Genomic DNA, 23988 nt, shown 5'->3' with positions numbered 1-23988 from the left:
CGGAGAACGAATATGGCTTATCAATCGCAAGACATTATCCGCCGCTCCGCCACCAATGGTTTCACGCCTGCCCCGCAGGCGCGTGACCATCAGCAGGAAGTGGCGAAACTGATCGACGTCACCACCTGCATCGGCTGTAAGGCGTGTCAGGTCGCGTGTTCAGAGTGGAACGACATTCGCGACGAGGTCGGTCATAACGTCGGGGTGTATGACAACCCGGCGGATTTGACCGCCAAATCCTGGACGGTGATGCGTTTCTCGGAAGTCGAGGAGAACGGCAAGCTGGAGTGGCTGATCCGCAAGGATGGCTGCATGCACTGTGCCGATCCCGGCTGTCTGAAAGCCTGCCCGTCGGAAGGCGCGATTATTCAGTACGCGAACGGGATCGTCGATTTTCAGTCGGAACAGTGCATTGGCTGCGGCTACTGCATCGCCGGCTGTCCGTTTGACGTGCCGCGGCTGAATAAAGACGACAACCGCGTGTATAAATGCACGCTGTGCGTCGATCGCGTTAACGTCGGTCAGGAACCGGCGTGCGTGAAAACCTGTCCGACCGGGGCGATTCACTTCGGCAGCAAAAGCGATATGCAGCAGCTGGCTGCCGATCGCGTCGCTGAGCTGAACACTCGCGGCTATGCCAACGCCGGGCTGTACGATCCGGCGGGCGTCGGCGGCACCCACGTCATGTACGTGCTGCACCACGCCGACAAACCGCAGCTGTATCACGGCCTGCCAGCCAACCCCAGCATCAGCCCGGCGGTCACCTTCTGGAAAGGCGTCTGGAAACCGCTGGCTGCTATTGGCTTTGCCGCCACCTTCGCCGCCGCGGTGTTCCACTACGTTGGTGTCGGTCCGAACCGGGTGGAAGAGGACGACGACGAAAACCTGCATGAAAAAGAGGAGCGCGAATGATGAAAAAGCGCGATCGTCTGGTGCGCTACAGCGCGCCGGAACGCATCAATCACTGGATTGTCGCGTTCTGTTTTGTGTTTGCCGCGCTCAGCGGACTGGGTTTCTTTTTCCCGTCGTTTAACTGGCTGATGCACGTGCTCGGCACGCCACAGCTGGCGCGTATTCTGCACCCGTTCGTCGGCGTGGTGATGTTTGCAGCCTTTATTATCATGTTCTTACGCTACTGGAAGCACAATCTTATCCAGCGCGACGATCTGGTATGGGCGAAAAATATCCGCAAAATCGTGCGTAATGAAGAGGTGGGCGATACCGGGAAATACAACTTCGGGCAGAAGTGTGTGTTCTGGGCTGCTATCATCAGCTTAGTCTTGCTGCTGGCGAGCGGAATTGTCATCTGGCGCCCCTGGTTCGCCGGGTACTTCACCATTCCGCTGATTCGCGCCGCGCTGGTGGTGCATTCGGTCTCGGCTGTGGCACTGATCATGACGATTATGGTGCATATTTATGCCGCCCTGTGGGTGAAAGGCACCATTACCGCCATGGTTGAGGGCTGGGTACCGGCCGCGTGGGCGAAGAAACATCACCCACGCTGGTATCGCGAGCAGCGCCAACGCCAAACACAACAGGAAAAACGTCCCTGATGAGTATTCGCATCATCCCGCAGGAGCAGCTGGAGAAGAGCGAAAAGAACACGGCGGAGCAAGTTCCGCCGTTACTTTTCCCCCGGCTGAAAAATCTCTACAGCCGCCGTGCGGCGCGGTTGCGTGATCTGGCGGCGAAAAATCCGCTGGGCGACTACCTGCGTTTTGCCGCGGTGATCGCGCAGGCCCAGGAAATCGTGCTGTATGACCATCCGCTGCAGATCGATCTGCATCAGCGGCTGGCAGAGAGCGCGCAGCAGGGCAAACCGCCGCTGGATATCCACACTTACCCGCGCGATGTGCACTGGCAGCGGCTGCTGCATTCGCTGATCGCCGAGCTGAAGCCAGAGATGAGCGGCCAGGCGCTGGCGGTGCTGGAGAATCTGGAGAAGGCCTCGTCCACCGAGCTGGAAACCCTTGCCAGCGCGCTGCTGGAAGGCGAATTCGCCCAGGTCAGCAGTGATAAAGCCCCGTTCATCTGGGCGGCGCTGTCAATTTACTGGGCGCAGATGGCGGCGATGATCCCCGGCAAAGCGCGGGCCGAATATGGCGAGCACCGTCAGTTCTGCCCGGTGTGTGCCAGCGTGCCGGTCGCCAGCGTGGTGCACATGGACGTTGGCCAGCAGGGTCTGCGCTATCTGCACTGTAATCTGTGCGAAAGCGAGTGGTACGTGGTGCGCAGCAAGTGCTCGAACTGCGAGCAAACGCGCGATCTGCATTACTGGTCGCTGGACAGCGAGCAGGCTGCCGTGAAAGCCGAAAGCTGCGGCGACTGCGGTACCTATCTGAAGATGCTATACCAGGAGAAAGATCCGGCGCTGGAACCGGTGGCCGACGATCTCGCCTCGCTGGTGCTGGATGCCCGCATGGAGCAGGAAGGATTCGCGCGCAGCAGCCTGAATCCGTTTATGTTTCCCGGGGATTGATGCCACGTGCGCATGATTGGACGCCGGACATGGTAGGGTCGCCATTCATGGCGACCAGGTTTATTCACCTGCGTCATCCCTGTTGCCTGAATTGATCATTCACACGGAGGCTTCGATGAAACTGATTGGCAGCTATACCAGCCCGTTTGTGCGCAAAATCTCAGTGATCCTGCTGGAAAAGGGCCTGGTGTTTGAATTCGTCAACCACTCTCCGTGGGAGCCTGACAGCCACGTCCCGCAGTACAATCCGCTGGGTAAAGTGCCGGCCTTCATAGATGACCAGCAGCTGACCTGGTTTGACTCCTCGATCATTGCTCAGGTGATTGAGCTGCGTGGCGATGCGCCTGCCCTGCTGCCCGACGACGCACTGCGCGCCCTGCAGATCCGCCAGCTGGAGAAGCTGGCCGACGGCATCAATGATGCGGCGGTGATGATCGTGCGCGAACAGATGCGTCCCGGCGATCGGCAATCGGAAGAGGTGCTGCTACGTAATCGCGAGAAAATCGCGCGCGGCCTCGACGCGCTGGAAACCGCCGCCGCACAGGGCGAGTTGCTCAACAGCGGCACGCTCAACCTCGCCGATATCGCTACCGGCTGCACCCTGGGCTATCTCAATTTTCGCCGCGTGCTGCCCAACTGGTGCGTCAATCGCCCGGCGCTGGTTAAACTGGCAGAAACGCTGTTCGAGCGGGAAAGCTTTGCCCGTACGGTTCCGCCCACCCACTAAGTGATGTGATGAAAGCCCTCTACAGTCAGCTCCCTGCCATCGACAGCCTGCTGCGCGATCCGGCGCTGCAGCCGCTGCTGGCACAATCCGGTACCGCCTTTATCACGCGTCAGCTGCGCGGCATGCAGCAGGAGGCGCGCAACCACATTCAGCAACATCAATCGTTACCGCACTGGCACGCCAGCTGGCCGGATGAAGCGCTGCGCCGCGCACAGCAGCAGCAGCAAAGCGCGCTGCGCCCGGTGTTTAACCTGACCGGCACCGTGCTGCACACCAATCTGGGGCGCGCGCAGCTCAGCGATCGCGCCATCGCGGCGGTCAGTGCCTGTCTGCGCCAGCCGGTAACGCTGGAGTATGCGCTGGACGACGCGGCGCGCGGTCATCGCGATCGCGCAGTCAGCGCACTGCTGTGCGAGCTAACCGGCGCCGAAGCTGCCTGTATCGTCAATAACAACGCCGCTGCGGTACTGCTGATGCTGGCCAGCCTGGCAGCGGGTCGCGACGTGATTATGTCGCGCGGCGAACTGGTGGAGATCGGCGGCGCATTCCGTATCCCTGACGTGATGCGCCAGGCGGGCTGCCGATTGGTGGAGGTTGGCACCACCAATCGCACCCATCTGAAGGATTATCGCGGCGCCATCGCCGGGGATAGCGGCCTGCTGATGAAGGTACACACCAGTAATTACCAGATTCAGGGCTTTACCCATGCCGTGTCTGAAGCCGAGCTGGTGCAGTTAGGCGACGCGCACGGCCTGCCGGTGATCAGCGATCTCGGCAGCGGTTCGCTGGTGGATATGACGGCGTACGGGTTGCCGCCTGAACCGATGCCGCAGCAGCTGATTGCGGCCGGCGTGAGCCTGGTGAGTTTCTCCGGTGACAAACTGCTGGGTGGCCCGCAGGCCGGGATTATCGTCGGCAAAAAAGCGCTGATTGACCAGCTGCAACAGCATCCGCTGAAGCGCGCACTGCGCGTCGATAAAATGACGCTGGCGGCGCTGGAAGCGACACTGCAGCTCTACCGTCAGCCGGAAACCCTGCACGAGGCGCTGCCAACACTGCGCCTGCTGACGCGCAGCGCGCACGATATTCTGCAACAGGCCGAACGTCTGATGCCGGCGCTGGAGCACGCCTTCAGCGCCGATTTTTCGCTGGCGATCGCCGCCTGTTCCTCGCAAATTGGCAGCGGTTCGCTGCCAGTCGAACGTCTGCCCAGCTTTGCTATCACCTTCACGCCACGCGACGGTCACGGCAGCCAGCTCAACGCCCTGGCGCAGCGCTGGCGCCAGCTGGCACGCCCGGTGATCGGCCGCCTGCAGGAGGGCAAACTGTGGCTGGATTTACGCTGCCTTGATGACGAAGCCGCCCTGATACGGACCTTAGTACCATGATTATTGCCACGGCCGGACATGTCGATCACGGTAAAACCGCGCTGTTGCAGGCCCTGACCGGTGTTGATGCCGATCGCCTGCCGGAAGAGAAACGGCGCGGTATGACCATCGATCTCGGATATGCCTACTGGCCGCAGCCCGATGGCCGCACGCTGGGCTTCATTGATGTGCCTGGCCATGAAAAATTTCTCGCCAACATGCTGGCCGGCATCGGCGGCATCCATCATGCGCTGCTGGTGGTGGCCTGTGACGATGGCGTGATGCCGCAGACGCGTGAGCATTTACAGCTGCTGAGCCTCGCCGGACAGCCGCCGCTGAGCGTGGCGCTGACCAAAGCCGACCGCGTCGACGCCGCACGCATCGCGGAGGTGCAGCAGCAGGTCGCGCAGCTCACGCAGCAGCTCGGCTGGCCAGCGGCAGCGCAGTTTGTTACCAGCAGCCATACGCAGCAGGGCATTGAAACGCTGCGCCAGCACCTCAGCAGCCTGAACGCACCGGCGTTTGAGCCTGGCCGCCGTTTCCGGCTCGCCATCGACCGCGCTTTCACGCTGAAAGGCACCGGGCTGGTGGTCACCGGCACCGCGCTGAGCGGTGAAGTCAGGGTGGGCGACACGCTGTGGCTCAGCAGCCTGAACCTGCCGCTGCGCGTGCGGGCGCTGCATGCGCAGAACCAGCCGGTGACGCGCGCGCAGGCGGGCGAGCGCATCGCGCTGAATATCGTCGGTGACGTGGAGAAGGCACAGATTACGCGCGGCGACTGGCTGCTGGCGCAGCCACGTCCCGCCGGCACGCAGCGGCTGATCGTCGCACTGCGCCTGCTGCAACCGCTGAAAACGGCCTCACAGCCGGTGCATCTGCATCACGCGGCCAGCCACGTCACCGGCCGCTTAACGCAGCTCACGGACGATGTGGCTGAACTGGTGCTCAGCCAGCCGCTGTGGCTGGCGGAAAACGATCGGATAATTATTCGCGACAGCAATGCGCAGCACACGCTGGGCGGCGGACGCGTACTGCTGTGCGACAGCAAAAAGCGCGGTAAACGCCAGCCGGACTACCTGCAGTGGCTACAGCAGCTGGCCGCGGCGCGCGATGACAGCGCCAGCCTGCAGGCGCATCTGGCGTATCAACCGGCCGCGTATGACGAGCTCGGCTGGGCGCGCCAGCTCACTGCGCCGGCGCTGGACGCGCTGCTGCTGCCGCTGAATCCGGTGCGGCTGGGGACCAGCCTGATGAGCGACACCATGGCCAGCGCCTGGCAGCAGCGTTTACGGGAAGCGCTGAGCGCCTTCCACCAGCAGCATCCGGAGCTGCCGGGCATCGGCTACGATCGCCTGCGCCGTGTGGCGCTGCCGCATGCGCCGGCACCGCTGGTGCCGGGATTAATCGATCAGATGCTGGCACAAGGCGAGCTGCGGCAGAAACAGGGCTGGCTGCACCTGCCCGACTTCGCGCCGCGCTTTAATCCGCAGGAAGCCACGCTGTGGCAGCAGGTCGAGCCGCTGTTCAGCGACCAGCCGCTGTGGGTGCGCGATATTGCCGATGCGCTGCAGCAGGATGAAGAGCAGATTCGCGGTTTATTACTCACCGCGGCGCGTCTCGGCCATATCACGGCGATCGTGCGCGATCGCTACTACCGCAGCGCGCAGATCCAGATCTTCGCCGATCTGATTCGTCAGCGCGCGGCCGCCGGAGGCAGCACCAGCGCCGCCGACTTCCGCAACCAGCTGGGTACCGGCCGCAAAGTCGCGGTGCAGATTCTGGAATTCTTTGACCGCAGCGGCTTTACCCTCCGTCGCGGTAACGATCACCTGCTGCGCGACGCGCGCCTGTTCACCCCTTCTGCCGCGTGAAACAAAAAAAGGGACGATTGCTCGTCCCTTCGGTTCACTTCTGCCCATCGCTTACTGCAGCAGCGAAATGTCCGCCACCTGCAGGAACAGCTCGCGCAGTTGCGCCAGCAGCGTCAGGCGATTGATACGCACCGCTTCGTCATCAGCATTCACCATGACGTTGTCGAAGAAGTTATCCACCGCTTCGCGCAGCTGTGCCAGCTCCACCAGAGCATCCTGATAGCGGCCTTCCGCAAAGTATGGCTGCAGCTTGTCGCCCAGCGCGGTGACAAAGGTCGCCAGCTGAATTTCAGCGTTCTCTTTCAGCAGGGACGCCTGCACGCTGTCGTTCAGGGTTTCGGTGGCTTTCGCCAGGATATTCGACACGCGCTTGTTAGCCGCCGCCAGTGCCGAGGCCGCTTCCAGCGTACGGAAGTGCGAAACCGCCTTCATACGTGCATCGAAATCGGCCGGACGGGTTGGACGACGCGCCAGCACCGCCTGAATGGTGTCAACGCTGTGGCCCTCTTCCTGATACCAGGCGCGGAAACGACCCAGCATGAAGTCGATGACATCATCAACCACGTTGGCGTTGCTCAGCTTGCTGCCGTACAGGCGCACCGCTTCTTCCGTCAGGGTTTGCAGATCGAGCGGCAGGTTCTTCTCAACGATGATACGCAGCACGCCCAGCGCGGCACGACGCAGCGCAAACGGGTCTTTATCGCCTTTCGGATGCTGTCCGATGCCGAAGATACCGGCCAGGGTATCCATTTTATCGGCAATCGCCACGGCGCAGGCCACCGGACTGGACGGCAGATCGTCACCGGCGAAACGCGGCTGGTACTGCTCGTTAAGTGCGACCGCCACATCTTCCGCTTCACCATCGTGGCGCGCGTAGTGCATGCCCATCACACCCTGGGTGTCGGTGAACTCGAACACCATATTGGTCATCAGGTCGCACTTCGACAGCAGGCCAGCGCGCGTGGCGTGATTGACATCAGCGCCAATCTGCGCGGCAATCCAGCCGGCCAGCGCCTGAATACGGTCGGTTTTGTCACGCAGCGTACCCAGCTCTTTCTGGAACAGCACGGTTTCCAGACGCGGCAGGTTATCTTCCAGACGCTTTTTGCGGTCGGTGTTGAAGAAGAACTCGGCATCGGCCAGACGCGGACGCACCACTTTTTCATTACCGGCAATGATCTGCTGCGGATCGCGCGATTCAATGTTGGTGACGAAGATGAAGTTGGGCAGCAGCTGGCCGTCTTCGGCGTACACCGGGAAGTATTTCTGATCCCCTTTCATGGTGTACACCAGCGCTTCAGCCGGTACCGCGAGGAACTTCTCTTCAAACTTCGCCGTCAGCACCACCGGCCACTCCACCAGCGAAGCCACCTCTTCCAGCAGGCTGTCGCTCAGGTCGGCTTTACCGCCCAGCTGCTGCGCGGCGGCTTCGGCATCGGCTTTGATTTTGGCTTTACGCGTGGCGTAATCGGCGATCACTTTACCGCGCTCCTGCAGCAGCTGCGGATATTGATCGGCATTGTCCAGCGTCAACTCCGGCTCGCCCATGAAGCGGTGGCCGCGAATAACGCGATCGGACTGAATGCCGAGGATGGTGGCCGGAATCAGCTCATCACCCAGCAGCAGGGTCACGGTGTGCACCGGACGCACGAACTGCACGTCGCTGGCACCCCAGCGCATCAGTTTTGGAATCGGCAGCTTGCTCAGCGCGGTCGCGACCATCGCCGGCAGCAGCGCCTGCGCACTTTCGCCTTTTACCGCAGCACGATGCACCAGCCACTCGCCTTTGTCAGTGCTGAGACGCTCAGCCTGCTCTACGGTGATGCCGTTGCCACGTGCCCAGCCTTCTGCCGCTTTGGTCGGCTTGCCTTCGGCATCAAACGCCGCAGCGACGGCCGGGCCACGCTTTTCTACTTCACGATCGGGCTGCGCGGCCGCCAGCTGTGCCACCTTCAGCGCCAGACGACGCGGTGCCGCAAACCAGCTGACGTCGCCGTGCGCCAGACCGGCGCTGTCGAGCTCAGCGGTAAAGTGCGAAGCAAAGGCTTCTGCCAGGCTGCGCAGGGCTTTCGGAGGCAACTCTTCGGTGCCAATTTCCACCAGGAAAGTTTTATCGGTCATGGCTGCCTCTTACTTATTACGGTTGCACATAGGGAAGCCGAGCGCCTCGCGGGAGGCATAATAGGCTTCCGCCACGGCTTTCGTCAGGGTGCGGATACGCAGGATATAGCGCTGGCGCTCGGTGACCGAGATCGCCTTGCGCGCATCGAGCAGGTTGAAGCTGTGCGCGGCTTTGAGAATGCGCTCATAGGCCGGCAGCGGCAGCGGTTTTTCCAGCGCCAGCAGCTGCTGTGCCTCTTTTTCATACTGCTCGAAGCAGCTGAACAGGAAATCGACGTCGGCGTACTCAAAGTTGTAGGTCGACTGCTCCACTTCGTTCTGGTGGAACACGTCACCGTAAGTGGTTTTGCCGAACGCGCCGTCGCTCCAGGTGAGATCGTACACGCTGTCCACGCCCTGGATGTACATCGCCAGGCGCTCCAGACCGTAGGTGATCTCGCCGGTCACCGGCTTACACTCCAGGCCGCCGACCTGCTGGAAGTAGGTGAACTGCGTGACTTCCATGCCGTTCAGCCACACTTCCCAGCCGAGTCCCCAGGCGCCCAGCGTTGGGTTTTCCCAGTTATCTTCGACGAAGCGAATGTCATGCACGCCAGGGTCGATACCGAGCTCTTTCAGCGATCCGAGGTACAGCTCCTGAAGGTTGTCCGGGTTCGGCTTAATCACCACCTGGAACTGGTAGTAGTGCTGTAAACGGTTCGGGTTTTCACCGTAGCGGCCATCGGTGGGACGACGCGATGGCTGCACGTAGGCGCTCGCCATCGGCTCTGGCCCGAGAGCACGCAGGCAAGTCATAGGGTGAGAAGTGCCAGCGCCCACTTCCATGTCCAGCGGCTGGACGATGGTGCAGCCCTGACGCGCCCAGTAATCCTGCAAGGTCAGGATCAGGCCCTGAAAGGTCTTGGTATCAAACTTTTGCATGTTGAATTCGCACGCGATACGGGTGGATTTAAAAAGAGTGCGACAGTATACCCTTTGACCGCGCATTGTGCAGCCGGAAATCCTGGCGCAGGCGGGTGCGGTTGTGCGGCGGTTAACAGAGAGCTCCGAAATCCAGGCTGCGGGGGTTGTTGGCCCGCTGTGCACTGGCTACCCTTCTTCGCACGGAGTACGCACGAGGAAGCCATGTCGCAAAAAATCTGCTGGATTGATAACTTACGCGCGGTCGCCTGTCTGATGGTGATCGTCATTCACACCACCACCTGGTACATCACCGGACCGATGGCAGTCACCGGCCCCAGCTGGGACGTCGCCAATCTGCTTAACTCGGCTTCGCGCGTCTGCGTGCCGCTGTTCTTCATGATTTCCGGTTATCTGTTCTTTGGCGAACGCAGCGCGAAGGGCCGTCATCTGCTGCGCATTGTGCTGTGCCTGCTGTTCTACAGTGCCGTCGCGCTGGCCTACATCACCTGGCTGACGCCGATCAGCGAAGGCCGATCGCTGCTGAAGCTATTGCAGAAGCCGGTGTTCTACCATCTGTGGTTCTTCTTCGCCATTATCGGCATCTACCTGCTGTCTCCGCTGATTCAGGTGAAAAACGTGCCGCCGCGCTATGTGGCGCTGCTGGTGCTGATCCTTGCGGTGATCGCCAATCCGAACACCGTCAGCCAGTCGCTGGGGCCGTTCCACTGGCTGCCGGTCAATCTGTATGTCAGCGGCGACTCGATTTACTACCTGCTGTACGCGCTGCTTGGACGGGCGATTGGCGTGATGGATACCGACAGGCGCGGCATCAGCTGGCTGGCCGGGCTGAGTTTTATCGCCTGCGTCATCGGTATCGCGCTTGGCACCAGACAGATGCTGAAGATTAACGGCGCGTTTAATGACACCTGGTATCTTTACTGTGGCCCACTGGTGTTTATCGCGGCGATAAGCCTGCTGGTGCTGTTTAAAAATGTGCTGAACCACCGGCCGCTGCCGCTGCTGGCAACCATTTCACGCTATTCGCTGCCGATTTATGGTTTCCATGCGCTGTTCATTCACTATCTGCGTACCCATCATTACGACGATATGTCACGGCCGTGGCTCGATCTGCCGTGGGTCTTTGGCGTAACCCTGCTGGGCAGTCTGCTGCTGGCGATGTTGCTAAAACGCGTGGACAAGCATCACCTGGTGAGCTGATCGTCCCAGCGCTGCCGGGCGCGGCGCAGCTGGCGTGCCGAGGAGAAGCCGGCGGCCAGCGCCGCTTTCTCCGCCGCCTCCCCTTGCTGCTGGCGCTGGCGCGCAATTACCAGCCGCAGCTGCTCGTGATATTCCCGCACGCTGATACCCAGATGCTGGCGAAACAGGCGCGTCAGATGGCGCTCGCTGACGTGGGCACGTTCGGCCAGCGCGCCCAGCGACCAGTCATGTTCCGGATGCGCAATCATCGCGTCCTGCGCGCGATGAATCGCCGGATGCAGATGATTACGATAACGCAGCCACGGCGACAGTTGCGGATCGTCACCCGAGCGGCGGAACCACACCACCATCTCCCGCGCCACCGTTAGCGCTTGCCGCGCGCCGCACAGACGGTTGATCAGGTGCAGCGCCAGATCGATACCCGCAGTTATCCCCGCGCTGGTCCAGATGCCGGCATCTTCCACAAATACGCGGTTGTCTTTCACCAGCGCAGCCGGCGCGGCAGCTTTCAGGCGCGGCAACACATCATGGTGCGTGGTGCACTGTACGCCATCCAGCAGGCCAGCCTGCGCGGAGAGCAGCGCGCCGGAGCAAATACACACAAGTGTAATGCGCCGCGTGTGAATCGCGCCGTGTTGCTGGCGCAGCCAGTCGCGCGCCTGCCCGGCTGCCCCGGTATCGAACCAGATGCGGGAATCGAACACGCCGGGCACAATCAGCAGACTGTTATCGGGTAGCGTGGCGGGCAGCGGTGCAATATCAGCAATGGTCATGCCGGTCGAGCAGGTGACGCTCGCCTGCGGGCCGATGTAGTGCAGCGCAAAATGTCCGCCCGCCAGCTGCAGCGTCTCTGCCGGCCCGGTGAGGTCGAGCGCCATGACGCCCGGCAGGACAAGAAAATAGACGGGCTGCGGCATGGTGGGTTCCTCAGGCGATGAAGGGTAACGATGGGCGAAGATGCGCAGCCAAATCCGGCCACGTATCTTCATCGATTCTTCCCATCATACCCGACTCTGCTCACGCCTTACGACCTCATCCGGCCATGCGTCAGCCAAATCAGGACATCAGTGGCAACAGCTGCTGATATAGCTGCGCAAAGCGCGCACGGCGCGGCTGATAAGCCTGATGCTGCGCGGCGTCCGGCTGATGGCGCTGCACTAACGCCGGTGCCGGCCATTCGCTGGCCGGGTCCACTGCCAGCTGCGCCAGGCGCGCGGCACCGAGCGCCGGTCCCACCTCGCCGCCGTGACAATAATCCAGCGTCAGTCCGCTGATGTCCGCCAGCATCTGCCGCCAGTACGCGCTGCGCGCACCGCCGCCAATCAGCATCACCGCGTTGGGCAGTACGCCACACTCATGCACCGCATCCATGCCTTCCGCCAGCGCAAAGCCCACGCCTTCCAGCACCGCGCGCGCCAGTTCCGGCCGGCCGTGCTGGTGCGTCAGGCCAAAGAAAGCCCCCTGTGCCTGCGGATTATTGTGCGGCGTGCGCTCGCCGGAAAGGTAAGGCAAAAACCACACCGGCGTGGCCTGCGCGCTGGCGCGTTCAGCTTCGGCCAGCAGGTGCGGCACGTCGTCGCAGCCGGTCAGCGCAGCGGCCCAGTCCAGACAGGCGGCGGCACTCAGCATCACCGACATCAGATGCCAGCGCTGCGGCAGCGCATGACAGAAACTGTGCACGGCGCGTTGCGGATTGCTTAGATAGCCTTCGCTCACCAGAAAATAGACGCCGGAGGTGCCGAGCGACAGCATGCCCTGTCCTGGCTCAACCATGCCAACGCCCACGGCGCCAGCCGCATTGTCGCCGCCGCCGGCCACCAGCGGCACCGGCTCCATCCCCCAGCGTGCCGCAATTTCCGGCAGCAGCGTGCCGGTAATCTGGTTGCCCTCAAACAGCTGCGGCATGTGGCTGCGGTTCAGCCCGCACGCCGCCAGCATTGCATCGCTCCAGTCGCGCTGTGCCACATCCAGCCACATCGTTCCCGCCGCATCTGACATATCGGTGGCGAAATCGCCGCTCATCCGCCAGCGCAGATAATCTTTCGGCAGCAGCACTTTTGCTACCTGCGCAAATATCGCCGGTTCATGCTGCTGTACCCACAACAATTTGGGCGCGGTAAAACCCGGCATCATCAGGTTGCCGGTAATCTGACGTGACGATGGCACACGCTGCTCCAGCTCGTGACACTGCGCGCTGCTGCGCCCATCGTTCCACAGTATCGCCGGACGCAACACCTGATGCGCGGCGTCCAGCAGCGTCGCGCCGTGCATCTGGCCGCTAAAGCCGATGGCGCTGACGTGGCGTAAATCGTGCTGCTGCGCCAGCGCCTGCATGGCACTATCGGTGGCCTGCCACCAGCTTTCGGGATCCTGTTCGCTCCATAGCGGCTGCGGACGCGTCACCTGCAGCGGCGCGCTGGCCGTTGCCTGAACCTGGCCGTGCGCATCCAGCAGCGCCACTTTAACGCCGGAGGTGCCAAAATCGATCCCGATAACCATGCTTCGCTCCCGATGGATTAGAAATTATACAAATAGTGATTCACCAGATTTTCCAGCTGCTCCTGACGTCCGCTGCGATGCTGCGGATTGAGTTGCTGCTGCTGAGCATGCGCCGCCAGCGAGGCAAGAGAAAACTCGCCTTTCAGAATTTGCTGGCCGAACTCACCATTCCAGCCGCTATAGCGCTGCGCCACACGCTTATCCAGCTCACCATCGCTCACCATACGTGCCGCCACTTTCAGCGCCAGCGCCATGGTATCCATCGCGCCGATGTGGCCATAAAACAGATCGTATTTGTCGGTGCTCTGGCGCCGTACTTTGGCATCAAAGTTTAAGCCGCCGGTGGTGAAGCCGCCCGCTTTGAGGATCTCGTACATCACCAGCGCGTTTTCTTCGACGCTGTTCGGGAACTGGTCGGTATCCCAGCCGCACTGGCTGTCACCGCGGTTGGCATCGACCGAACCGAAGATGCCCAGTGCAATCGCCGTCGCAATTTCATGATGGAAAGAGTGACCCGCCAGCGTGGCATGGTTGGCTTCCACATTCACTTTGATCTCTTTTTCCAGGCCAAACTGCCGGAGGAAACCGTAGACCGTCGCGACATCAAAGTCGTACTGGTGTTTAGTCGGTTCCTGCGGCTTCGGCTCAATCAGCAGCATCCCCTGGAAACCGATTTTATGCTTGTGCTCCACCACCATCTGCATGAAGCGCCCGATCTGCTCGCGCTCCTGCCGCAAATCGGTATTCAGCAGCGTCTCGTATCCTTCGCGTCCGCCCCACAGCACATAGTTTTCACCGCCCAGCGTCTGCGTCGCCTGCATCGCGCTGCACACCTGGCTGGCTGCCCAGGCGAAAATTTCCGGATCCGGGCTGGTCGCCGCGCCGGCCGCATAGCGGGGATGCGTAAAGCAGTTCGCGGTGCCCCACAGCAATCTGACGCCGGTTTCCTGCTGTTTTTCCAGCAGTTTATCGGTCATTACCGCCAGGTTTTCCTGGTAGCTGCGCAGCGAATCACCTTCCGGTGACACATCGACATCATGGAAGCAGTAATAAGGCACGTTGAGTTTGTAAAAGAACTCGAACGCGACATCCGCTTTGAGCTTCGCCAGCTGCAGCGCATCGCCATTTTTCTGCCACGGGCGATCAAAGGCACCCACGCCGAACATATCCGCCCCGTTCCAGCAGAACGTGTGCCAGTAACAGGCGGCAAAACGCAGGTGTTCCGCCATGGTTTTACCCAGAATCACTTCCTGCGGATTGTAATGACGAAACGCCAGTGCGTTAGTGGTATTGGCCCCTTCATAACCAACGCGCTCAAGCTGGTCGAAATAAGCGTGCATGTTGTGCTCCTTAGCATCAGACCCGAATGGTCAGCAGTGAAGCGTTATTTTGCGGAGGCGTAAGCGTTCAGCTCAATTACGATATTTCACACTGAACTTAAGATAATTATTATTTGTGCGGCAGCTCGCAAATCCATGTATTTAATTACATCGCGTGCCGGCGCGCAGCGCCGCTGCAAGATTTAACAGATGGGCGCGTAAAATTTCGATCGCGCTCAAAGAATCACAAATAAACAAAAAAACGTAATAGCAGGATAAAAATCAGTAATTGATGTTGTTCACGTCGCGGGGCAACAATTCATCCGCCCTGGTTCATAGCCTTACAACGACAATAGCCTCAACCTACAGGATGACCATGATGAAAATGAGACACACGCTGTTAGCCCTCAGCGCTGCACTGGCCCTGTTCAGCCACGCCGGGCTGGCGAAAGAAGTGAAAATCGGTATGGCGATCGATGATTTACGTCTGGAACGCTGGCAGAAAGACCGGGACATTTTTGTCAGCCAGGCGGAAAAGTCTGGGGCCAAAGTATTTGTCCAGTCGGCCAACGGCAATGAAGAGACGCAAATCTCACAGATTGAAAATATGATCAACCGCGGTGTCGATGTGCTGGTCATCATTCCTTATAACGGTCAGGTATTGAGTAATGTGGTGGCCGAAGCGAAACGCGAAGGCATTAAAGTCCTCGCTTATGACCGCATGATTAATAATGCCGACATCGATTTTTATATCTCGTTTGATAATGAAAAGGTCGGCGAACTGCAGGCCGAAAGTCTGGTTAAACAGGTACCTAAAGGGAACTACTTTTTGATGGGCGGATCGCCGGTGGATAATAACGCGCGTCTGTTCCGTGCCGGCCAGATGAAAGTGTTAAAACCTTACATCGATAACGGCAGCATCAAAGTCGTAGGCGATCAGTGGGTTGATGCCTGGCTGCCAGAGAATGCGCTGAAAATTATGGAAAACGCGCTGACCGCTAACAGCAACCACATTGATGCTGTCGTTGCCTCCAACGATGCCACCGCCGGTGGGGCCATCCAGGCGCTGAGCGCGCAGGGACTGGCGGGCAAAGTCGCCATTTCCGGTCAGGATGCCGATCTCGCCGCCATCAAACGCATCATGAACGGCACGCAAACCATGACGGTGTACAAACCCATCACCGAACTCGCCACCGAAGCGGCAAAAATTGCGGTGGAACTGGGCGACGGCAAAACGCCCGCCAGCAACAGCAAGCTGAATAATGGCCTGAAAGAGGTGCCGTCGCGCCTGCTGAAGCCGATTCCGGTCAATAAAGACAACATCGAAAGCACCGTGGTGAAAGACGGCTTCCATAAACAGAGCGAACTCTAAGCGCCTGAAACGCGAAGGAGCAGATCGATGCTGCTGGAAATGAACAACATCACCAAGCGCTTCGGCGCGGTGAAAGCGCTGGATGCGGTCAGCCTGCGGCTCGAAGCCGGTGAAGTCATGTCGCTGTGCGGTGAGAACGGCTCGGGCAAATCGACGCTGATGAAAGTGCTGTGCGGGCTTTACCCGCACGGCGAATTTGACGGCGAAATTCGCTTTGCCGGCGATCGCATCGAGGCGCAAACCATCCGCGACACCGAGCGTAAAGGCATTGTGATTATTCATCAGGAGCTGGCGCTGGTGCGGCAGCTTACGGTCATGGAGAACATTTTCCTCGGTGCCGAGCTGGGTCGCTTCGGTATGGTCGATGATGAAACCATGACGCTGCGCTGCCAGCAGCTGCTGGAGCGGGTCAAACTTAACGTTTCGCCTGCCACCAAAGTTGGCGAGCTCGGCCTCGGCCAGCAGCAGTTGGTAGAGATCGCGCGGGCGCTGAATAAGCAGGTGCGATTGCTAATCCTCGATGAGCCCACCTCGTCGCTCACCGAACAGGAAACCGAAGTGCTGCTTGGGATTATCACTAACCTGCGCGAGCACGGTATTGCCTGCATCTACATCTCCCACAAGCTTAATGAGGTCAAAGCAATTTCGGACACCATCTGTGTGATCCGCGATGGTCAGCACATCGCCACACGGCCAGCGGCCGGGCTGAGTGAAGATGACATCATCACGATGATGGTGGGTCGTGAGCTCACCGCACTTTATCCGCACCAGCCGCACGAGATCGGCGAAACGGTACTGAAAGTGGAAAACCTTACTGCCTGGCATCCGGTCAACCGCCACGTGCGCCGCGTTAATAATGTGTCCTTCAGCCTGAAGCGCGGCGAAATTCTCGGTATTGCCGGGCTGGTGGGTGCAGGACGCACCGAAACGGTCCAGTGCCTGTTTGGTGTCTGGCCCGGTCGCTGGCAGGGCGAAATCTGGATTGATGGCCAGCAGGTGAAGATCGACGATTGCCGGGCAGCGATTGCGCATGGCATCGCCATGGTGCCGGAGGACCGGAAAAAAGATGGCATCGTGCCACTGATGGGCGTGGGGAAAAACATCACGCTGGCCGCGCTGGATCAATACAGCCATCGCTTCTCCACGCTGGATGAAGCGCAGGAGCAGCAGGCGATCAACGATGCTATCCGCCGTCTGCGTGTCAAAACCTCTTCACCCGAGCTGGCGATTGGCCGCCTCAGCGGTGGCAATCAGCAAAAAGCGATCCTCGCCAAATGCCTGCTGCTCAATCCGCGCATTTTGATTCTGGATGAACCGACGCGCGGCATCGACGTCGGCGCTCGCCAGGAGATCTATCTGCTGATTAACGCGCTGGTGCAGCAGGGCATCGCGGTGATTGTTATCTCCTCCGAACTGCCTGAAGTGCTGGGTCTGAGTGACCGCGTATTGGTGATGCACGAAGGGCAAATCAAAGCCGATCTGATTAACGACAACCTGACTCAGGAGCAGGTCATGGAAGCTGCCCTGCGGAGCGAACATTATGCTTAAAACTGAAAGTAGCCAGAGCCTGTCCGGTACCCCGGGCAAGCCAGCGCCGGGCAAGTTTCCGCGCTTCAATCTGCAGGTGCTGGTGATGCTGGGAGCGATTGTGCTTATCGCTCTGTTCTTCACCTGGACCACCGACGGTGCCTGGCTTAGCCCACGCAACGTCTCTAACCTGCTGCGCCAGACCGCCATCACCGGCATCCTCGCGGTGGGCATGGTGTTTGTCATTATCTCGGCGGAGATCGACCTTTCCGTCGGTTCGATGATGGGCCTGCTGGGCGGTGCCGCAGCCATCTTTGACGTCTGGCTCGGCTGGCCGCTGCCGCTGACCATCGTGGTAACGCTGGTGCTTGGCCTGTTGCTGGGCACCTGGAATGGCTGGTGGGTCGCGTACCGTAAAGTGCCCTCGTTCATCGTCACGCTGGCGGGCATGCTGGCGTTTCGCGGCATTCTGGTTGGTATTACCGATGGCACCACCGTAGCGCCAACAACGCCGGCGATGTCGCAGATCGGGCAAAGCTATTTGCCGGGCGGTGTTGGCTTTGGCTTCGGCTTCGCCGGTCTGGCGCTGTTTATTCTCTGGCAATGGCGGCTGCGGCTGCGTCGCCAGCAGCTGGGGTTATCACAACCAGCCGCCAGCGGCACGGTGGCACGCCAGGCGATTACCGCTGTTCTGGTGCTGGGTGCCATCTGGTTACTGAACGATTACCGCGGCGTGCCGACACCGGTCCTGCTGCTGGCACTGCTGCTGCTCGGCGGCATGTTTATGGCCACGCGCACCGCCTTCGGACGACGGATTTACGCCATCGGCGGCAACATTGATGCGGCGCGCCTGTCGGGCATCAACGTGGCGCGCACCAAGCTGGCGGTGTTCGCCATCAACGGCGTCATGGTGGCTATCGCCGGCCTGATCCTCAGCTCACGCCTTGGTGCTGGCTCGCCCTCGGCGGGCAATATTGCCGAACTGGACGCCATCGCTGCCTGCGTGATTGGCGGCACCAGCCTGGCGGGCGGCGTCGGTTCGGTGGCTGGCGCGGTGATGGGCGCCTTCATCATGGCGTCTCTGGATAACGGCATGAGCATGATGGACGTGCCGACCTTCTGGCAGTACATCGTTAAAGGGGCGATTTTACTGCTGGCGGTGTGGATGGATACGGCTACGCGCCGCCGGGTGTAATCGCGTGGGCGATCACAATGTGGCGCAAACAATTTCTGCTGCCTTTTCCGCCGTGCTATGCAATGCGCAACAGGTTTAAGGGAGCGCGCCACGATGCACGAAAAACGTTACCGTATTACGCTGCTATTTAACGCCAACAAGGTGTATGACCGCCAGGTGGTGGAAGGGGTCGGCGAGTATCTGCAGGCTTCGCAAACCGACTGGGATATCTTCATTGAAGAGGATTTCCGCTGCCGCATCGACAACATCCGCGAATGGCTGGGGGACGGCGTCATTGCGGATTACGACGACAGCTCGATCGAGAGCCTGCTCAGCAATGTGCCGGTGCCGATTGTCGGCGTTGGTGGCTCTTATCACCGCCAGCAGGATTATCCGCCGGTGCACTACATCGCCACCGACAACGCTGCGCTGGTGGAGAGTGCCTTTCTCCACCTGAAAGAGAAAGGCATTCATCGCTTTGCGTTTTACGGCCTGCCCGCCGCCAGCGGCAAACGCTGGGCGCAGGAGCGCGAGCAGGCGTTTCGCCAGCTGGTGATGCGCGAGCGCTATCAGGGCGTGGTGTATCAGGGGATGGAAACTGCGCCGGAAAACTGGCAGCACGCGCAAAACCGCCTCGCCGACTGGCTGCAAACGCTGCCGCCGCAGACCGGCATTATCGCGGTGACCGACGCGCGTGCGCGTCATTTGCTGCAGGCCTGTGAACACCTGAAAATTCCGGTGCCGGAGAAGCTCAGCGTAATCGGCATTGATAACGAAGAGCTGACGCGCTATCTGTCCCGCGTGGCGCTCTCTTCGGTGGCCCAGGGCACGCGCCAGATGGGTTATCAGGCCGCCAAGCTGTTGCATCGTCTGCTCGATCGGCAAACGCTGCCGCTGCAACGTATTCTGGTGCCGCCGGTGAAAGTCATTGCCCGCCGTTCTACCGATTTTCGCTCGCTGCGCGATCCGGCGGTGATTCAGGCAATGCATTACATCCGCTTTAACGCCTGTAAAGGCATCAAGGTCGAACAGGTGCTGGATGCGATTGGCATGTCGCGCTCCAATCTGGAAAAACGTTTTCGCGATGAGACCGGCGACACCATTCACGCCATGATTCACCGCGAGAAGCTGGAGAAAGCGCGTGAACTGCTGGCCTGCTCTTCATTGAATATTAATGAAATTTCGCAGATGTGCGGCTATCCTTCCCTGCAGTACTTCTATTCGGTGTTTAAGAAAAGCTACGCCACTACGCCAAAGGAGTATCGACAGCATCACGGCGAGAAGGTGCAATAACGCCCCGCTGCGATCAAGATTTTGCCGCCAATTGCCGCTATACTGCGCGGCATCTTCAAAGGAAGATCGTCGTCTCCGGTGAGGCGGCCGGATTTCAAATCCGGTTGGGGCCGCCAGCGGTCCCGGGCAGGTTCGACTCCTGTGATCTTCCGCCAAAATTCCTCCGCTGCCATCCGAGAATGTCTAAAAATCCATAATTTTAGAAATATATAGCAAATCCCTCACCCGTAACCGTCCGACAAGTTCTCCCTGTATCCACGGAAAATATGTATAGTGATGTGTATAGGTTTTTTATACAGATTTTTGACTTATACACATGCCACTAACATACATACAAATCAAACGAGCAAAGCCCCAAGACAAGCCCTACACAATGAACGATGGTCAAGGCCTGTCATTACTCATCAATCCAGACGGCTCAAAGGGTTGGCGCTTCCGTTTCCGCTTTGCCGGAAAAGCGCGGTTGATGTCATTTGGTAGCTACGATTTAGTTAGCCTTGCAGAAGCCCGTGAGAAGCGCGAGATAGCTCGTAAACCAGTTGCTAATGGCACTGATCCAGTTGAAGAACGTAAAGTCCAGATACTGGCACAATAGCTCTCCACTGAAAACTCCTTTGAAGCCATTTGTCGAGAATGGCATGCAAACAAAGCCGATCGCAGGACACTGGCATACCGTGACGAAATCATTAAGACTTTTGAGCAAGATGTTTTTCCTTTTATCGGCAAATGTCTTATGGGTGAGATCAAACCTTTGGAGTTACTTGAGGTATTACGGCGGATAGAGAAACGTGGTGCGCTTGAGAAAACCAGAAAAGTGCGCCAAAGATGCGGCGAGGTCTATCGCTATGCGATCATTACTGGCCGTGCTGAATACAACCCTGCACCTGATTTAGCAATTGCTCTAGCAGTACCAACCAAATCAAAAGCACTATCTTTTTCTTTCCGCAGAAGAGTTATCTCATTTTGCCCGGGATCTAGAGGCCTATACCAGCAGTATAATCACAAAGAATGCGACAAACATTGTCATGCTGACTGGTGTATGAACCAAAGAGATGCGCTTTGCTACATGGGACGAAGTGGACTTAAATAAAGGAATATGGGAGATCCCAGCGGAGCGGATGAAGATGCGCAGGCCTCATCTTGTGCCGCTGTCTACTCAGCTTATTGAGCTGTTCAGGCAACTGAAACCTATCACAGGGCACTACCCTTACATTTTTATTGGTAGAAACAACCGCAGTAAACCTATATCTGAAGAGAGCGTGTCGCAGGTGATTGAGTTGCTTGGCTACAAAGGACGTGCAACAGGTCACGGTTTTAGACATACGATGTCGACAATCCTGTATGAACAAGGGTTTGATAGTGTATGGATTGAGATGCAATTAGCACATGTTGATAAAAACAGTATTCGTGACATTTACAATCATGCCAGTTACGAACAAAATAGAAGAAAAATGTTACAATGGTATGCTGACTGCATTCTGAAAAGGGATAGGATTAATGCAAGAGATAATTAATTGGGCTTTAGCGAATAAAGAATGGCTATTCTCTGGCATAGGATTGCTGGCTATTACTGCTATCGCAAAAATCTTCTTTCGATCTAAAAAAGATGGGGATAAATCAAATAAACAAAAATCTTGCATGTTTACATTTGGGTCAAATAATAAAACAAAAAATACTCAGAAGAATGAGCAGTAGCAACATTCAAAAATCAAATGTAAACGTTATTGGTTCAAATAATGAAACCAATGTTAAACAATTCAACATTTCAATTTATGCCAGTGACGTTTTGTCAATTACAAATGAACTTAGAGAGAACATAATAGATGTCCTAGAGGACGAACTAGTTAATTCTGATCTTAATGTTTTTTTATGCTACCCAAATATTTTGGAAGATAAGTCATTTGACTCTTGCATAAAAAAATCTTAAAACTGAACTTAGCAAAATAGATGCTGTTATTTATGAAGGTGGAGGAAAGCAAGCCCTGCCTGATACAGAAAGTGTTTATATACACATAGCAGAATTAGATTTTATTAATAGAAAATGTGATAGCATTATCATATTCGTCTTAGATGAATTAACCCTATCACAGATAACCCTAATAAGTTATTATAAAATAACCAAAAACATTAAAAATCCAGATTTGATTGTCATCTGCAATGACAAAATAAAAAACCTTGACCGTTTTTTTTCATTAGGTGTTTTTCAATATTGTGACGATAATAGCATTAAAATATTTGACATAGCCGATATTGAAAATGAGAAAATTGACAACCTAATTAGACGAATCAGGAATAAGAAGCTCGTCTCTAAAAACAAAGGTCTTTTGGGGGGGTAAATGTCTAACTCAATAAACTTTCGCTTACTTTTATGGGCCAACTCAATTATTCAACCTGCGGCTCCATCTGAGATATTATATTATTTAAGATTAATATTAGCAGATAATGGGGCATTACCTGACATTGATTCATTGAAACAGCATCTTAAAGAATTACAAAAATTTGGTTATGTAGAATTAGTTTCCATTAAAAACGAACTATATTCTATAACCCCATCTGGTGATGAAAAACTTTCAGCAAATTTAAAAAAACTAAGAGACAAGTTACGTATTTTCCTTCTTGACAAATGCCAGAAATCTACTAGATTAGGTGTGCTAGCCTCTACTGATACAAAGAATATGGACGGCGCACCGCCGTCTTTACAGTTAAGGCCTTACATAAAAGAGGTTCCGCACCCAAGCCTGTCTTGGGCGTCCGGGACCTTGCCCAGCCGCCCAAGACAGGCTTGGGTGCGGATCTTTGAGCAATTACGAATTGGTTCAATGTCCAGTAGTCAGGCTAGCATCCTTTCAAAAGATAGTGACAGCCTCATTCCCGAAAAAAAAATTATCGCTGCTCCAATTTTCTATTCCTTCAAGTCGCTGAATAACCCTCTTTTCGAAAATAACGGTATTTTAACGATCGCATCTTGTATTGGACTTACACCGCGGCTTATAAGCTCAATGATAAAAAACCCTGATAAATATTATCGGGTTTTTGACATACCTAAAAAGAGCGGTGGCGTTAGAAAAATATCAGCCCCACGGAAATTCCTAAAGATAACACAGTACTGGATAAATGATTATTTTTTGAATAGACTAAACATTCATTCTTCCTGTTTCTCATATAGGAAGGGGATAAGTGTTCATGATAATGCTTATCCACATCAAAACAATAAGTTTATTGCAAATATAGACATTGAGAATTATTTTGGCTCTATTAATAAAACCATGATAAAGAACTGCCTTTTAAGAAATAATATATCTGAGCACATAGTTAACACTATTGCTGGTTTAACAACTCTCTATGGTACTTTGCCACAGGGCGCACCGACCAGCCCCAATATATCAAACGCCATATTGTATGATTTCGATGAAATAATGACAAACCAAGCTTTAGTTAGAGACTGTGTATACACTCGATATTCTGACGACATATCAATTAGCGGCAATAAAAAACACTTGATAGAAGAGCTTGTTAGCCTCGCAAAAAATAAAATAAACTCTCTCGGCTTCAGCTTAAATAATTCAAAGCACAGGCTACTCTCATATAATAACAGGCAATCAGTCACTGGCGTTTTAATTAATGGCCCATTAAGGCCACCTAGGTCATATCGTCGAAGAGTTAGAGCAATATTTGACCAAGCAATAAAATCAAATGATCAGACTCCTTTGACAATTAACGCCTTAAAGGGGCATTTTAATTATTTGCAGTCATTCAAAAAATATGGCTTTATTTTTGAAGAAGCTAAATATTCATCAATTATTAAAAAACTATCAAATAAGTAAAGAATTAGCATTTATAACGCCATTTTAGAATGGCGTTATTGTATCCGATGTATAATTTACGCAATAAATTATTGATTATTCATCCAATATAAATCAAAAAAACATGCTTATGGAAGATAATTTCTGCTGCCTTATGCCGGATTTTTATTTCCCCACATCAGAGGCTCGTGACGTCCTCAAACATCGCTATCCCACTCTTCGACACTCCCACAAAATCGCGCGGCGCGGCGATCCGCCCGGGCCGTGAAATTAAATAAAGACTTTAATGCTGGCGCGCAGTGCTTTCCCCGCCTC

Annotated in this window: 18 protein-coding genes, 1 tRNA gene and 1 pseudogene; 15 read left to right on the top strand and 5 right to left on the bottom strand. The window is 56.6% G+C overall.

What is annotated here, in order from left to right; genetic code table 11:
* Nucleotides 1–12: 12 nt before the first annotated feature.
* From fdxH to selB, 6 genes are all read left to right on the top strand, one after another.
* Nucleotides 13–912 carry a formate dehydrogenase subunit beta gene (gene fdxH / locus C1N60_RS00365; protein ID WP_021506856.1) on the top strand — a complete coding sequence of 300 codons (900 nt, stop codon included), beginning with the start codon at nt 13–15 and terminating at the stop codon, nt 910–912.
* Nucleotides 912–1553, top strand: coding sequence for a formate dehydrogenase cytochrome b556 subunit (gene fdoI, locus C1N60_RS00360; RefSeq protein ID WP_031279592.1), 642 nt, complete (start codon nt 912–914; stop codon nt 1551–1553). The genes fdxH and fdoI overlap by 1 nt, the downstream gene beginning before the upstream one ends.
* Nucleotides 1553–2479 (top strand): formate dehydrogenase accessory protein FdhE, encoded by a 927-nt coding sequence (fdhE, locus tag C1N60_RS00355; RefSeq protein WP_058770768.1) that lies wholly within the window; start codon nt 1553–1555, stop codon nt 2477–2479. Before fdoI ends, fdhE begins: the two co-directional genes overlap by 1 nt.
* A gap of 115 nt (nt 2480–2594) precedes the next feature.
* Complete coding sequence (locus C1N60_RS00350; protein ID WP_021506859.1) at nt 2595–3206, top strand: glutathione S-transferase; 612 nt, start codon at nt 2595–2597, stop codon at nt 3204–3206.
* 8 nt (nt 3207–3214) lie between these two features.
* The gene (gene selA / locus C1N60_RS00345) at nt 3215–4594 is read left to right on the top strand and encodes an L-seryl-tRNA(Sec) selenium transferase (protein WP_394521259.1); all 1380 of its coding nucleotides are present in this window, start codon (nt 3215–3217) and stop codon (nt 4592–4594) included.
* Complete coding sequence (gene selB / locus C1N60_RS00340; protein WP_394521258.1) at nt 4591–6444, top strand: selenocysteine-specific translation elongation factor; 1854 nt, start codon at nt 4591–4593, stop codon at nt 6442–6444. Before selA ends, selB begins: the two co-directional genes overlap by 4 nt.
* A gap of 51 nt (nt 6445–6495) precedes the next feature.
* Here selB and glyS read toward each other — a convergent pair whose 3' ends face one another.
* Together glyS and glyQ are read right to left on the bottom strand one after the other, a co-directional pair.
* On the bottom strand, nt 6496–8565 hold the full coding sequence (gene glyS, locus C1N60_RS00335) for a glycine--tRNA ligase subunit beta (protein WP_394521257.1): 2070 nt from the start codon (nt 8563–8565) through the stop codon (nt 6496–6498).
* Between the two features lie 9 nt (nt 8566–8574).
* A complete protein-coding gene (gene glyQ / locus C1N60_RS00330) occupies nt 8575–9486 on the bottom strand; it encodes a glycine--tRNA ligase subunit alpha (protein ID WP_021506863.1) in 912 nt (303 codons plus the stop codon).
* A 204-nt stretch (nt 9487–9690) separates the two neighbouring features.
* Here glyQ and C1N60_RS00325 point away from each other — a divergent pair, with 204 nt between their 5' ends.
* Nucleotides 9691–10686, top strand: a complete 996-nt coding sequence (locus tag C1N60_RS00325) for an acyltransferase (protein ID WP_394521256.1) — start codon at nt 9691–9693, stop codon at nt 10684–10686.
* On the opposite strand, the gene C1N60_RS00320 is transcribed toward C1N60_RS00325, so the two are convergent.
* From C1N60_RS00320 to xylA, 3 genes are all read right to left on the bottom strand, one after another.
* Nucleotides 10671–11603 (bottom strand): GlxA family transcriptional regulator, encoded by a 933-nt coding sequence (locus tag C1N60_RS00320; protein WP_058770764.1) that lies wholly within the window; start codon nt 11601–11603, stop codon nt 10671–10673. The genes C1N60_RS00325 and C1N60_RS00320 overlap by 16 nt on opposite strands.
* 139 nt (nt 11604–11742) lie before the next feature.
* Complete coding sequence (xylB, locus tag C1N60_RS00315; protein ID WP_394521255.1) at nt 11743–13185, bottom strand: xylulokinase; 1443 nt, start codon at nt 13183–13185, stop codon at nt 11743–11745.
* 17 nt (nt 13186–13202) lie between these two features.
* Entirely contained in the window at nt 13203–14525 is a 1323-nt protein-coding gene (gene xylA, locus C1N60_RS00310) for a xylose isomerase (RefSeq protein ID WP_058775593.1), read from the bottom strand.
* A 358-nt stretch (nt 14526–14883) separates the two neighbouring features.
* Between xylA and xylF the strand changes: the two genes are divergently transcribed.
* The 8 genes and pseudogenes from xylF to C1N60_RS00270 all read left to right on the top strand — a co-directional run bounded on the left by xylF (nt 14884) and on the right by C1N60_RS00270 (nt 23694).
* The gene (gene xylF, locus C1N60_RS00305; protein WP_058758164.1) at nt 14884–15876 is read left to right on the top strand and encodes a D-xylose ABC transporter substrate-binding protein; all 993 of its coding nucleotides are present in this window, start codon (nt 14884–14886) and stop codon (nt 15874–15876) included.
* Between the two features lie 27 nt (nt 15877–15903).
* Nucleotides 15904–17424 (top strand): xylose ABC transporter ATP-binding protein, encoded by a 1521-nt coding sequence (locus C1N60_RS00300; protein ID WP_058758165.1) that lies wholly within the window; start codon nt 15904–15906, stop codon nt 17422–17424.
* Nucleotides 17417–18598, top strand: coding sequence for a xylose ABC transporter permease XylH (gene xylH / locus C1N60_RS00295; protein ID WP_058758166.1), 1182 nt, complete (start codon nt 17417–17419; stop codon nt 18596–18598). The genes C1N60_RS00300 and xylH overlap by 8 nt, the downstream gene beginning before the upstream one ends.
* Before the next feature lie 93 nt (nt 18599–18691).
* Nucleotides 18692–19870 (top strand): D-xylose utilization transcriptional activator XylR, encoded by a 1179-nt coding sequence (gene xylR, locus C1N60_RS00290; protein WP_021506871.1) that lies wholly within the window; start codon nt 18692–18694, stop codon nt 19868–19870.
* A gap of 60 nt (nt 19871–19930) precedes the next feature.
* Nucleotides 19931–20025, top strand: a tRNA-Sec gene (locus C1N60_RS00285).
* 161 nt (nt 20026–20186) lie between these two features.
* Nucleotides 20187–21384, top strand: a pseudogene (locus tag C1N60_RS00280) (tyrosine-type recombinase/integrase).
* Nucleotides 21368–21565, top strand: coding sequence for a hypothetical protein (locus C1N60_RS00275; RefSeq protein ID WP_394521254.1), 198 nt, complete (start codon nt 21368–21370; stop codon nt 21563–21565). Before C1N60_RS00280 ends, C1N60_RS00275 begins: the two are co-directional and overlap by 17 nt.
* Before the next feature lie 641 nt (nt 21566–22206).
* Nucleotides 22207–23694, top strand: coding sequence for a retron St85 family RNA-directed DNA polymerase (locus C1N60_RS00270; protein ID WP_394521253.1), 1488 nt, complete (start codon nt 22207–22209; stop codon nt 23692–23694).
* The last annotated feature ends 294 nt before the right edge of the window (nt 23695–23988 follow it).

This window comes from Pantoea sp. SGAir0184 (assembly GCF_043544755.1).
This window is presented reverse-complemented; position numbering and strand designations above follow the sequence as displayed.

Bases quoted from the DNA above. Each gene is read 5' to 3' on its own strand.
- xylF (WP_058758164.1), top strand. From the start codon at position 14,884: ATGAAAATGAGACACACGCTGTTAGCCCTCAGCGCTGCACTGGCCCTG.
- fdhE (WP_058770768.1), top strand. From the start codon at position 1,553: ATGAGTATTCGCATCATCCCGCAGGAGCAGCTGGAGAAGAGCGAAAAG.
- C1N60_RS00270 (WP_394521253.1), top strand. From the start codon at position 22,207: ATGTCTAACTCAATAAACTTTCGCTTACTTTTATGGGCCAACTCAATT.
- xylB (WP_394521255.1), bottom strand. From the start codon at position 13,185: ATGGTTATCGGGATCGATTTTGGCACCTCCGGCGTTAAAGTGGCGCTG.
- fdoI (WP_031279592.1), top strand. From the start codon at position 912: ATGAAAAAGCGCGATCGTCTGGTGCGCTACAGCGCGCCGGAACGCATC.
- C1N60_RS00300 (WP_058758165.1), top strand. From the start codon at position 15,904: ATGCTGCTGGAAATGAACAACATCACCAAGCGCTTCGGCGCGGTGAAA.
- C1N60_RS00275 (WP_394521254.1), top strand. From the start codon at position 21,368: ATGCAAGAGATAATTAATTGGGCTTTAGCGAATAAAGAATGGCTATTC.
- glyS (WP_394521257.1), bottom strand. From the start codon at position 8,565: ATGACCGATAAAACTTTCCTGGTGGAAATTGGCACCGAAGAGTTGCCT.
- glyQ (WP_021506863.1), bottom strand. From the start codon at position 9,486: ATGCAAAAGTTTGATACCAAGACCTTTCAGGGCCTGATCCTGACCTTG.
- C1N60_RS00325 (WP_394521256.1), top strand. From the start codon at position 9,691: ATGTCGCAAAAAATCTGCTGGATTGATAACTTACGCGCGGTCGCCTGT.
- xylR (WP_021506871.1), top strand. From the start codon at position 18,692: ATGCACGAAAAACGTTACCGTATTACGCTGCTATTTAACGCCAACAAG.
- C1N60_RS00350 (WP_021506859.1), top strand. From the start codon at position 2,595: ATGAAACTGATTGGCAGCTATACCAGCCCGTTTGTGCGCAAAATCTCA.
- xylH (WP_058758166.1), top strand. From the start codon at position 17,417: ATGCTTAAAACTGAAAGTAGCCAGAGCCTGTCCGGTACCCCGGGCAAG.
- xylA (WP_058775593.1), bottom strand. From the start codon at position 14,525: ATGCACGCTTATTTCGACCAGCTTGAGCGCGTTGGTTATGAAGGGGCC.
- selB (WP_394521258.1), top strand. From the start codon at position 4,591: ATGATTATTGCCACGGCCGGACATGTCGATCACGGTAAAACCGCGCTG.
- selA (WP_394521259.1), top strand. From the start codon at position 3,215: ATGAAAGCCCTCTACAGTCAGCTCCCTGCCATCGACAGCCTGCTGCGC.
- C1N60_RS00320 (WP_058770764.1), bottom strand. From the start codon at position 11,603: ATGCCGCAGCCCGTCTATTTTCTTGTCCTGCCGGGCGTCATGGCGCTC.
- fdxH (WP_021506856.1), top strand. From the start codon at position 13: ATGGCTTATCAATCGCAAGACATTATCCGCCGCTCCGCCACCAATGGT.